Below are 11,361 nucleotides of genomic sequence, written 5' to 3'. Positions count from 1 at the left end.
GGGAATCGATGGAAACCACAAGTTTAAGAGATTGGAAAGCACTTGCTCAGTCTATTATTAAAGGGAAAGAAATTACATATAACGAAGCGCTTCAACTTCTTCATGTACCGGATGAAGAAGTGTTAGAGGTCATGAATGCCGCGTACTTAATTCGTCATCATCATTATGGAAAAAAAGTAAAGCTTAATATGATTATTAATACTAAATCAGGTTTATGCCCAGAAGACTGTGGATATTGTTCGCAGTCGATTGTATCAGAAGCGCCGATTGATAAGTATGCGTGGTTAACAAAAGAGAAAATTGTAGAAGGTGCTTTTGAAGCTCAAAAAAGAAAAGCAGGTACATATTGTATCGTGGCGTCAGGCCGCCGCCCTACTGATAAAGAAGTAGCGCACGTAGTGGGAGCGGTAAAAGAAATCCGTCAAAAGACCGACTTGAAAATCTGTGCCTGTCTAGGATTTTTAACAGATGATCAAGCACACGAACTAGTCGAGGCGGGTGTTCATCGCTATAATCATAATTTAAATACTCACGCTGATAACTATGACAATATTTGTTCTACGCATGGCTACGAAGATCGAGTCGATACGGTTACTACATCTAAAAAAGCAGGTTTGTCACCTTGTTCCGGTGCGATTTTTGGAATGGGCGAGACAAATGAACAAGCCGTGGAACTAGCTTTTCAAATTAAAAAGTTAGATGCAGATTCTATTCCATGCAACTTTCTTGTTGCCGTTCGAGGAACGCCTCTAGAAGACAAAAAGGCGTTAAAGCCAATGCAATGCTTAAAGCTGTTAGCGATGATGCGTTTTGTAAATCCAACGAAAGAAATTCGAATTTCAGGAGGCAGAGAAGTCAATCTCAGATCACTTCAGCCGCTTGGTTTGTTTGCTGCAAACTCAATTTTTGTAGGTGACTATTTAACGACTCAAGGTCAAGAACCTACAGCTGACTGGGGTCTGATTGAAGATTTAGGATTTGAAATTGAAGAATGTGCACTGTAAAGCCGTTGAGAAATCAACGGTTTTTTGATTTTTAGGCGGTTTACAGGAACTATACGGTTTTTTTACAAAACTCAACAGCTTCTTTATATTTCCTTCATAAATAACCATTATTATAAAACATGTGAACGATAAGTGAATAGTTACTAAGGTTATGAAATTGAGAAACCACAAAAAACAATAGGTCTATATCAATACCCTATGCGTTTTTTGTGGTTTTTTGTGAATGAAAGGAAGGCATCGTTTTGAATAAGGAAGCAGATTTCTTACAACAGCTTGGGCAAGACCGTTTGATTGCATCCATTAAAAGCCCGAAAAATTTAGAACAATTTTTAGAAACAGAGATCCAGGCCGCCTTTTTATTAACGGGCAATATTAGTGTGATTAAACGCTATGTAGATTTACTCAAACAGCATAATCGAACGGTTTTTTTACACGTTGAAAAAATTCCAGGGATTAGCTATGACCGAGAAGGGCTTAAATTCCTTGCTAAGTTTGTAAAACCTACAGGTATCGTAACCACTAAAAGTTCACTCATTAATTACGCAAAGCAAGAAGGACTGGTTGCTATTCAGCGGCTGTTCCTAGTGGATACAGACGCGGTAGCACAAGGGTTGAAAACCGTTCAAGATATTAAGCCCGATGCATTAGAACTAATGCCAGGATTAATTCCGGAGATGATAGAGAAAGTCGTTAAAAAAACAAGTATTCCTATTATTACAGGTGGACTCATTCAAAATGAAAGCCATATCCAGGCTGCTTTAAAAGCAGGGGCTACGGCAGTTTCTACAGGGAAATCATGGTTGTGGAAAAAATATGAATGAGAGGGAAAGGAGCGTTTTTAATGAAAAAAGTAGAGCTAGTTAACATTGGGAAGTCATACGATCAAAAAACAAATGTTATTCAAGATATTAACGTCACAATTGAGCCGGGAGAGTTTTTCGTACTAGTAGGTCCTTCAGGATGCGGGAAAAGTACAATGCTGAGAATGATTGCCGGATTAGAAGAAGTCACGCAGGGAGAGCTACTAATTGGAGATGTAAAAGCAAATAAACTGCTTCCAAGTCAGCGCGATTTGTCAATGGTGTTTCAAAACTATGCCTTATATCCGCATTTGACAGTGGAACAAAATATTCTTTTTGGCCTGCACACAAAGAAAATTTCAAAGCAAGAACAGCAAAAGCGCTGCAGGGAAGCAGCAGAGATGCTTGGTTTAAGTGAATATCTAAAGAGAAAGCCTAGACAGCTTTCGGGAGGACAGCGTCAGCGTGTAGCGCTTGCACGTGCTATTGTTACTCATTCGCCTATTTGCCTAATGGATGAGCCCTTATCAAACTTAGATGCGAAGCTGCGCGCGAAGATGAGGTCAGAAATTCGCCAGATTCAGCGTAAGTTAGGTATTACGATGATTTATGTCACGCACGATCAAACAGAGGCGATGACGATGGCAGATCGAATGATGATTTTAAATGGAGGAAATATTCAACAAGTTGGACGTCCGCTTGATATTTACAATGCACCAAAGAACACGTTTGTAGCATCTTTTATAGGTTCTCCCCCTATGAATTTATCAAACGTTTCTATAGAAAATAACTTACTAGTTTTTGAAGATAGAAGAGCTATTTCTATGAGTACACCACACAGTAACCTTAACGGTAAAAAAGAAGTTGTGGTTGGAGTGAGACCTGAGCATATACAGCTTGCGACAAACGATAATACGAGTTTTATTGTGGAAGTAGACAATGTGGAAATTCTAGGCACGGAAACACTGCTTACATTTCATATGGGTGACAAGCAGTGGATGGCTAAGTGGAACGGTCAATGGACTATAAAGGTGGGAGAGCGAGTTCCTATTTTTATCGATCCAAAACACCTGTTTTTATTTGATGGCGATACAGGTTCATGCTTGCACTACGAACCATCAACAGAAGATTTAACTGTAAAGGGGGCATTCGTATGAGTGCTGTTACCAAAACAGCAAACTCACCTGTTTCTGTTTCAGCAAACCCAAAAGAAAAAAAAACAATGCCTACTATCATTGTTGGACTAGCTTATTTACTGCCATCATTACTGTTATTTAGTGTATTTCTTTTCTACCCAATGATTAAGACATTATATTTAAGTCTTTTTATTACGGACACACAGGGAAATCCCTTAAATTTTGTAGGACTGCAAAATTTCTCATATCTATTTACAGATCCTAATTTCTTACAAAGTATGAAAGCTACTTTTCTATTTGTACTCTACACAGTACCTATTGGCTTAATTATTGCCTTATTCCTAGCGCTAATCGCAAATGAAAAGCTGAAAGGAATTGGTTTTTTCAGAACAATGTTTTCATCTACGATGGGAATGAGCGTAGCGGCTTCTTCTGTGATTTGGATGTTTATGTATAATCCGACAATCGGGGTTATCAATAAAGTATTAAACCTTGTAGGGATTCATGACGTGCAGTGGTTATTAGATCCTAAGTATGCATTGGTTGCTGTGTCTATCTCTACAATTTGGATGAACATTGGGTTTACCTTTTTAATTTTACTTGGCGGGTTACAAAATATTGATGAGAAGCTGTATGAAAATGCGCGTATTGCTGGAGTTAGCTATTGGTATCAGCTCCGTAAAATTACGCTTCCTATGCTTTCGCCAACGCTGTTTTTTATTATCACCGTTTCATTTATTAACGCGTTTCAAACGTTTGGACAAATTGACATTTTAACAAAAGGGGGACCTACAGATTCCACAAATGTCATTGTTTATTCAATCTACAAGGATGCATTTGTAAACTATAATGTTGGCTCTGCAAGTGCTCAAGCTACAATATTATTTTTCTGTATTCTACTGGTTACCGCTCTTCAATTCAAGCTTGGAGAAAGGAAGGTACATTATCAATGAGCATCACGAGAAAATGGACAACTTATTTGTTACTCATTGCAGCTACTTTAGTATTGATGTTTCCTATCCTATACGCTTTTTCCATTAGTTTTATGAGTGGAGCGGAAGTGTTGGAAGGAAAGATTTGGCCGTCATCTTTTTCATTTGAAAACTATCGGGACGCTTTTGAAAAAGTTCCGCTGCTTCATTATTTAATTAACAGTTTTGCAGTGTCTATCTTCGTCATGGCCGGGCAGCTGTTAGTTTCGAGTTTGGCCGCTTTTGCATTTGTATTTATTAAATTTAAAGGAAGAGATGCTATTTTCTTTCTCTTTATTTCTACGATGATGATTCCATGGGAAGCAACGATGGTTCCTAACTTTTTAACAGCACAAAAGCTAGGATGGATTAACAATTATTTAGGATTAACGATTCCTTTTTTTGCTTTAGCGTTTGGGACATTTTTATTGCGTCAGCAGTTTAAAACCATTCCGAATGAGTTATATGAAGCTTCTCAAGTTTCAGGGATCAGCCGCTTTCGTTTCTTTTGGAACGTCGTGCTCCCTGTGTCTAAAACAAGTCTAGTTACGCTTGGCGTATATAGCTTTTTAACAACATGGAATATGTATTTATGGCCACTATTAGTGACAAATACAGAGGATGTTCGTACCGTTCAGATTGGTTTAAAGCAAATGCAAACACAGGAGATTTCAACTGATTGGGGAGTGGTTATGGCCGCTGTCGTTGTTGTAATCTTACCGACATTATTACTATTATTCCTAGGTCAAAAACGTCTTCAAAAAGGATTAACCCAAGGTGCAATTAAATAGGAGAGTGAATGTGATGAAAAAGATATTGGCTATCGTAACGGCATGCTTGCTAGTTATTCTAGGTGCTTGCTCAAATTCAACTGGTTCTTCGGAAGCGCAAGAAACAAAAAAAACAGCATCAGGTAAAACAGAAGTCGTATTTTGGCACGCTATGAGCGGTGACCTTGAAAAATCACTCAATAAAATTGTCGATGAGTACAATAAATCTCAGGACAAAGTGGAAGTAAAGCCCGTTTTCCAAGGAACGTATGAAGAAGCACAAACAAAATTTAACACAGTAGCAGGAACAAAGGATGCACCGGCTATTATGCAAACGTTCGAAGTGGGAACAAAATTCATGATAGACAGCGGTAAGATTCAGCCTGTTCAAAAGTTTATCGATCAAGACCACTATGACACTTCACAGTGGGAGAAAAACATTTCAAGCTATTACCAAGTAGATGGAAAGCAATACTCAATGCCGTTCAACTCTTCAACACCTGTTCTTGTTTACAATAAAGATGCTTTTAAAAAAGCAGGGTTAGATCCTGAAAACCCTCCAAAAACGTATGATGAATTAAAGGCAGCTGCAAAGAAATTAACAGAAAAACAAGGAAATAAAACATCGCAATACGGTTTTTCAATTCTAAATTACGGATGGTTCTTTGAAGAGCTAGTTGCTTCTCAAGGCGGCTTGTATGTAGATCACGAAAACGGCCGTAAAGGTGATGCTGAGAAGGCAGTATTTAATGGAAAAGAAGGACAAAACGCATTTAATTTAATCAATGATATGTATAAAGAAGGTACATTCTACAATGTAGGACAAAACTGGGATGATATGCGCGCAGCATTTCAATCTAAAAAAATTGCAATGTTCCTGGACTCATCAGCAGGTATTAAAACACTAGTAGACAATGCTCCATTTGATGTAGGCGTATCTTATATTCCTGTCCCAAAAGAGGAGGATCGCCAAGGAGTAGCTATTGGCGGAGCATCTTTATGGATGTCTAAAGGAATCAGTGATGAAACATCAAAAGCAGCCTGGGACTTCATGAAATATTTAGCAACACCAGAAGTTCAAGCAAAATGGCACGTAGAAAGTGGATACTTTGCAGTTAACCCAAAAGCGTATGAACAAGATATTGTGAAAAAAGAGTGGGAGAAATATCCGCAGTTAAAAGTAACGGTTGATCAGCTTCGTGAAACAAAGGCTACTCCAGCTACGCAAGGTGCTTTAATTTCTGTGTTTCCTGAATCTCGTCAAAAAGTAGTAACAGGGATGGAAAGCCTATATCAAGGAGTAAAGCCAAAAAAAGCGCTTGATCAAGCAGCAAAAGAAACAAATAGAGCATTAGAAGTAGCCAATCAAAAATAACGTATGATTACGAAGCTCGTCTTTCAAGTTATTTTGAGGACGAGCTTTTTACTTAGTGAATGACTAGTTAGGAGAGATAGAGGATAATGAATAGTTCAATTGATCTTTATGCGCATCGCGGCTTTAGCGGACGATATCCTGAAAATACAATGATTGCATTTGAAGAAGCTAGGAAAATGCAAGTTGCAGGTATTGAATTAGATGTACAATTAACAAAAGACGGGGAAATAGTGGTTATTCACGATGAACGGATTGACAGGACGACCAATGGAATGGGGTATGTTCAAGAATTTTCATACAAACAGCTGCGTTTATTCGATGCTGGCAGTTGGTATGACTCTCGTTTTTCTAAACAATCGATTCCGACATTAGTAGAAGTGTTTGAGTGGATGATGGACAAAAAGACAAAATTAACGGTGAATATTGAATTAAAAAATGACCGAATTTACTATCCAAAACTTGAAGAAAAAGTTCTTCGTCTAATCGATGAGTTTGATTTAGAAGATCAGGTTATTTTGTCATCTTTTAACTATGATAGCTTGGCTAAAGTGAGATCTCTCCATTCATATATACCAACAGGTTTTTTATTTGAAGGGGTGAGCGAAGATGCGATTGGAAAAGCAAAATCGATAGGAGCGCACCTACACTGTGATATGTCGTTTGCTCTTTCTTCATACGGGAAAAAAGCAAAGCAAGAAGGATTAGACTTACGGGTATATACAATCAATGAAATGAATGACTTTTTGAAGCTCCAGCAGGCTTCAGTAAAAGTAGTGATGACAGATTACCCTAACCGTTTTTCCTCTACCATGTTCAAAGGATGACGTAGAAAGAAGCCGGGACAAAATTACTTGACCCACAGTAAAAAACGAGCCCTTGATCAACATGTTTGATTAGTGGTTCGTTTTTTTGTTGCAGTGTAACAAGCGGTTCAGCTTATGTATCCCATTTGTATGTCTTTAGTTGGATTAAGTTTGTTATGTCTCAATCTCTTTTTTTGAAAAAAATATCACTTTATTCTGAATAGTATAAAAGTTATATTGTGAAATTGTTTTATAGATGATATATTGAGAATAGATTATAATGTTCCTTATGAAAGCGAATACATGTTGCGTAGCTCCGCAAACGTTCATTTGCCGGTCCCTAGCATCGTCTGTTATCTCTTTTAGGAGGAATAAAAAATCATGTATGATCAAGATACTATCTATATTATTGGAGATGCCAAAGCTCCTCAAAGCAATCCGATTACTAAAAAATTCAATCAGTATTTTTTAGGGTTGGTAGTTGATAAAACAAATGGGAAAATTATTGATGTGGAATGTTCAGCGACGATTGAGTTGACCGTTCGATTTGTTCAATCGATTTTTATTGGACGTCACATAAGTGATCCCACCCTTATAGACGAAATTAACAGCCGCTATTTCGGTTCTTCCCAAAAAGCGCTGGTGGTAGCGTTTCATGATGCACAGAAAAAATATCAGCAAATAACAGCTGCTTTGTCTACATAGACCTAGACGAAATCCAGCCTGACGTTTTCAAACGTTGGGCTGGATTTTGTTTTGTATAAAAACATTTTCGTGGAGATGAAGGGGGAAGAATAAATGATTCAAGATGGATTTATGTATGTGAGTGTGTTAACTGCATTTGCTGCGCTCATGGTAGGGATTGAAAAAAGATTTAAAGCCAATCGATTTTTTAAATTTATCCCGGGTATTGTACTTATTTATATAGGAGCTGCTCTTATGCAAACGGCAGGGGTATTTGGGGATAGCGAATCAAATGTCGCCATGTATACGGGCGTTAAAAATGCACTGCTTCCGGCCATGCTGATGCTTATGCTGTTAAAGTGTGATGTTCGAAGCGTAATTAAACTTGGTCCACGAATGCTCGGAGGATTCATCGTTGCGGTTTTTAGCATAATGGTAGGTTTTATCCTCGTCTATGCCATCTTTAAGAATTTCTATGTAGAGGACACGTGGAAAGCTTTTGGTGCTTTATCAGGAAGTTGGACCGGAGGATCAGCTAACATGGTTGCTCTCCAAGGAATTTTGGATGTTCCAGAAAATATATTTGGCTACGCTCTTATGATGGATACGATTAACTACGCCGTATGGGTTATGTTTATGTTTTGGCTTGTACCATTTGCATCTAAATTTAATAAATGGACAAAAGCAGACGTCAGCTTTATTGAGAATAGTATAGATGAAGTCGCAGCAACTTCTGAAAGCGAAAAAGAAGGCCCGCAGTTTCAGCATCTTCTTTATTTACTTGGTCTAGGTTTGTTCGTTTCAGCATTTTCTACATTTATCGGAGGGCGTTTGCCTGAAGTGGGAGCGGTTATTAATGCAACGAGCTGGACGATTATGATTGCTTCTGTGGTTGGTCTAGTGCTTGCTGTAACCCCAGCGGCAAAAATTCCAGGTACGCTCGATGTATCAAACGTTATGTTATACATCGTTGTAGCGTTAATTGCTTCTCAATCAGATTTTTCAAATTTAGCTCAGGCTCCTATTTACTTAGTATCTGGTTTTCTCATTATGTTCGTGCACTTAGTGATCATGCTGTTGCTAGCTAAACTATTTAAATATGATTTATTTACGCTCGGAGTAGCAAGTTTAGCTAATATTGGTGGAATGGCGTCTGCTCCAATGCTTGCAGCTGCCTATAACCATGCACTGATTCCGGTAGGAGTCATTATGGCTCTGATGGGTTCCTTCTTAGGTACTTATTTTGGTATGATGATCGCCAAAATTTTAGGGGCGATCTAAGAATAAATCAAAAATACGTATGAAAGAATATTTGTGCTGAATCGAAAGGAAGCGATTGAAATGATAATTAAAGACATAACCGTAAAGCATCAAACCGTTCCACTGCTCGTTCCGTTTAAAACAGCGCTTCGAACAGCAACAGAGATAGACAGCATAAGTGTAGAGATTCAGTTAGAAAACGGAATAAAAGGAAAAGGAGCGGCTTCGCCAACATATGTTATTACAGGCGATTCTTTAGAAGGCATTCAAGCCGCACTTCAAGGACCTATTAAACTAGCGCTAATAGGGGAGGATATACGTCAGTTTCAAAAACTCTTAAAAAAAATTCAAAGCTGCTGTATTCACAATTCAAGTGCTAAAGCAGCTGCTGATATCGCTTTGCATGATGCTTATACAAAGTTTCTCAACATTCCTTTATATGCTTTCTTGGGCGATAAGCAGCCTATCTCTACGTGTATGACGATAAGTGTTGATACACCTGAGAAAATGGCTGAAGACGCACAAAAAAGTGCAGTGGACGGATTTGACATTTTAAAAGTAAAGGTAGGTTCAATTCCTGAGCTAGACCTTGAGCGTATTAAACATATTCGATCTGTCATTCCGGATCATGTAAAACTTCGTTTGGATGCAAATCAAGGATGGACTCCAAAACAAGCAGTGCAATTAATTAATAAAATGGAAACTCTCAACTTTGGTATTGAATTGGTAGAACAACCTGTCCCTGCTCATGATTGGGAAGGATTAAAGTTTGTGACTGAACGAGTAAATGTACTCATTATGGCAGATGAGAGTCTATTTTCTGCCAAAGATGCATTAAGGCTTGTAAGCGGGCGGTACGTGGATCTTTTGAATATTAAGCTAATGAAGTGCGGAGGGATTAATGAAGCAAGAAAAATCGCAAGTATTGCTGAGGCGAACGGTGTTGCATGTATGATTGGAAGCATGATGGAACCATCACTTTCCGTGGGAGCAGCTGCTCATCTGGCAGCCGCTCATCCGAATATCACATATTTTGACTTAGATGCTCCTCTTTGGCTTTCAACGGAACTGGATGTGTTAAAGTACAGCGGCCAAGAGGTTTTCTTATCAGATCTTCCTGGAATAGGAGAAATTACCGTTCCTATCTCAAAATAAAAGGATAGTAATATAGTAGAAGGAGAGAGACGATGAATATAAAACGTTGGTTTTTGACGGCAACAATAGTTATTTTAGCTACATTTGGGGTCAGTGCAGTTCCTTCTGTTCATGCTTCTGAAGAAAAAGAAACTGCTTATATAGATGTCGCAGCAGCTACTCTGTGGACAGCACCAAACATCTTGCGTGAAGTGGACGCTCCATCAGCTACTAATCCTGTAGATATGAGAAAGTGGACCACATCGATGAATTTGAAACAGAAGCAGCAGTTATCTAGCGATGGGATGCTTGAGACACAAGCGTTATATGGAAACAAAGTAACGGTTTTAGACGAACAAGGAGACTGGGTCAAAGTAGCGGTAGACGGACAGCCTACTTCTCGAAATGAATTAGGATATCCCGGATGGATGCCTACTAAACAATTAACCTATAGCAAAAGGTACGAACAGTATGCAAAGAAGCCTTTTGTAATGGTGACGGCTCCGACTACTTATCTATATCATTCGCCTTCTTTGAAAAAGAAAGGTATTGAAGTTAGCTATAATACGCGCTTACCTCTCTTGGCAAAGTCAAAGAGTGCATATAAAGTATTAAAACCAAATGGAAAGACAGCATGGATTTCTACAAAAGCAGGAAAAATCTACGCGTCTCAAAAAGATATTCCTGTACCAACTGGCACGGAGCTTGTTGAAAGTGGAAAGGCATTTTTAAATCTTCCATATTTATGGGCTGGCATGAGCGGTTTTGGATTTGACTGCTCTGGATTTACGTTTACGATGTACCAATCCCATGGTATTACGATTCCACGTGACTCAGGGCCACAGTCTCGAGCAGGGAAACCAGTAGATAAGAACAACCTTCAACCTGGAGACTTATTGTTCTTTGCCTATAACCAAGGAAAAGGAAGCGTTCACCATGTAGCAATGTATGCGGGAGAGGGCATGATGATTCATTCGCCGAACTCCGAGCGGACAGTAGAGATTATTCCTTTAAACACGAAGGGATATATTGAAGAGTATGCAGGTGCACGTCGTTATTTACCTTAATCAGTAAGATAAGAAAGAAGCTCTTTTTGTGAAGGGCTTCTTTTTTAATATAGAGTATAGTTAAAAAATTAGAAAATTTAGTTTATTTACGTTTAACTACTTCTCAGTAAGGGAAGAAGTTAAACAAGAGAAAAAAATCATTTTTCTTCTTGAAACATATTGACTTTATATGAAAAGCGTTATAATATTATAAAGCGTCGTTGAGACATACTCGTAACAACGAAGCTGAAAAAAGAATTTTAAAAAGTTGTTGACATTACGTTAATAACTTGATAAGATAATAAAGTCGCTTAAGAGCGGCGGTTGAACTTTGAAAACTGAACAAAGCGACAAACGTCAACGTTAATTTTTATTTTT

At 38.3% G+C, this 11,361-nt stretch carries 11 protein-coding genes; all 11 read left to right on the top strand.

What is annotated here, in order from left to right; translation table 11 throughout:
• Positions 1-8: 8 nt before the first annotated feature.
• The 11 genes from bioB to AC3WJG_RS25805 all read left to right on the top strand — a co-directional run bounded on the left by bioB (position 9) and on the right by AC3WJG_RS25805 (position 11,004).
• A complete protein-coding gene (bioB, locus tag AC3WJG_RS25855) occupies positions 9-1,004 on the top strand; it encodes a biotin synthase BioB (RefSeq protein WP_028410328.1) in 996 nt (331 codons plus the stop codon).
• Positions 1,005-1,246: 242 nt separating this feature from the next.
• On the top strand, positions 1,247-1,825 hold the full coding sequence (locus AC3WJG_RS25850; protein WP_025753238.1) for a glycerol-3-phosphate responsive antiterminator: 579 nt from the start codon (positions 1,247-1,249) through the stop codon (positions 1,823-1,825).
• 20 nt (positions 1,826-1,845) lie between these two features.
• Complete coding sequence (locus AC3WJG_RS25845) at positions 1,846-2,961, top strand: ABC transporter ATP-binding protein (protein WP_028410329.1); 1,116 nt, start codon at positions 1,846-1,848, stop codon at positions 2,959-2,961.
• A complete protein-coding gene (locus tag AC3WJG_RS25840; RefSeq protein ID WP_060745420.1) occupies positions 2,958-3,893 on the top strand; it encodes a carbohydrate ABC transporter permease in 936 nt (311 codons plus the stop codon). The genes AC3WJG_RS25845 and AC3WJG_RS25840 overlap by 4 nt, the downstream gene beginning before the upstream one ends.
• The gene (locus tag AC3WJG_RS25835) at positions 3,890-4,702 is read left to right on the top strand and encodes a carbohydrate ABC transporter permease (RefSeq protein WP_028410331.1); all 813 of its coding nucleotides are present in this window, start codon (positions 3,890-3,892) and stop codon (positions 4,700-4,702) included. The genes AC3WJG_RS25840 and AC3WJG_RS25835 overlap by 4 nt, the downstream gene beginning before the upstream one ends.
• 13 nt (positions 4,703-4,715) lie before the next feature.
• Positions 4,716-6,056 (top strand): ABC transporter substrate-binding protein, encoded by a 1,341-nt coding sequence (locus AC3WJG_RS25830; protein WP_098250177.1) that lies wholly within the window; start codon positions 4,716-4,718, stop codon positions 6,054-6,056.
• Between the two features lie 86 nt (positions 6,057-6,142).
• Positions 6,143-6,880, top strand: coding sequence for a glycerophosphodiester phosphodiesterase (locus AC3WJG_RS25825; RefSeq protein ID WP_098332996.1), 738 nt, complete (start codon positions 6,143-6,145; stop codon positions 6,878-6,880).
• Between the two features lie 360 nt (positions 6,881-7,240).
• Positions 7,241-7,564: a DUF3870 domain-containing protein gene (locus AC3WJG_RS25820; RefSeq protein WP_028410335.1), complete on the top strand. Its 324-nt coding sequence runs from the start codon at positions 7,241-7,243 to the stop codon at positions 7,562-7,564.
• Positions 7,565-7,657: 93 nt separating this feature from the next.
• Positions 7,658-8,824 carry a DUF819 family protein gene (locus AC3WJG_RS25815; protein ID WP_337134661.1) on the top strand — a complete coding sequence of 389 codons (1,167 nt, stop codon included), beginning with the start codon at positions 7,658-7,660 and terminating at the stop codon, positions 8,822-8,824.
• A 60-nt stretch (positions 8,825-8,884) separates the two neighbouring features.
• A complete protein-coding gene (locus tag AC3WJG_RS25810) occupies positions 8,885-9,958 on the top strand; it encodes a dipeptide epimerase (RefSeq protein WP_028410336.1) in 1,074 nt (357 codons plus the stop codon).
• A 32-nt stretch (positions 9,959-9,990) separates the two neighbouring features.
• On the top strand, positions 9,991-11,004 hold the full coding sequence (locus AC3WJG_RS25805; RefSeq protein WP_051421155.1) for a C40 family peptidase: 1,014 nt from the start codon (positions 9,991-9,993) through the stop codon (positions 11,002-11,004).
• Positions 11,005-11,361 lie beyond the last annotated feature (357 nt).

Source organism: Priestia sp. FW507-14D1A, from assembly GCF_058781295.1.
The sequence above is the reverse complement of the archived record's forward strand: the minus strand, read 5'-3'. Positions and strand labels throughout refer to the sequence as shown.

What these genes read in the sequence shown, in the direction of transcription:
- AC3WJG_RS25825 (WP_098332996.1), top strand. Translation starts at nt 6,143, where the DNA reads ATGAATAGTTCAATTGATCTTTATGCGCATCGCGGCTTTAGCGGACGA.
- AC3WJG_RS25820 (WP_028410335.1), top strand. Translation starts at nt 7,241, where the DNA reads ATGTATGATCAAGATACTATCTATATTATTGGAGATGCCAAAGCTCCT.
- bioB (WP_028410328.1), top strand. Translation starts at nt 9, where the DNA reads ATGGAAACCACAAGTTTAAGAGATTGGAAAGCACTTGCTCAGTCTATT.
- AC3WJG_RS25810 (WP_028410336.1), top strand. Translation starts at nt 8,885, where the DNA reads ATGATAATTAAAGACATAACCGTAAAGCATCAAACCGTTCCACTGCTC.
- AC3WJG_RS25845 (WP_028410329.1), top strand. Translation starts at nt 1,846, where the DNA reads ATGAAAAAAGTAGAGCTAGTTAACATTGGGAAGTCATACGATCAAAAA.
- AC3WJG_RS25840 (WP_060745420.1), top strand. Translation starts at nt 2,958, where the DNA reads ATGAGTGCTGTTACCAAAACAGCAAACTCACCTGTTTCTGTTTCAGCA.
- AC3WJG_RS25815 (WP_337134661.1), top strand. Translation starts at nt 7,658, where the DNA reads ATGATTCAAGATGGATTTATGTATGTGAGTGTGTTAACTGCATTTGCT.
- AC3WJG_RS25830 (WP_098250177.1), top strand. Translation starts at nt 4,716, where the DNA reads ATGAAAAAGATATTGGCTATCGTAACGGCATGCTTGCTAGTTATTCTA.
- AC3WJG_RS25805 (WP_051421155.1), top strand. Translation starts at nt 9,991, where the DNA reads ATGAATATAAAACGTTGGTTTTTGACGGCAACAATAGTTATTTTAGCT.
- AC3WJG_RS25835 (WP_028410331.1), top strand. Translation starts at nt 3,890, where the DNA reads ATGAGCATCACGAGAAAATGGACAACTTATTTGTTACTCATTGCAGCT.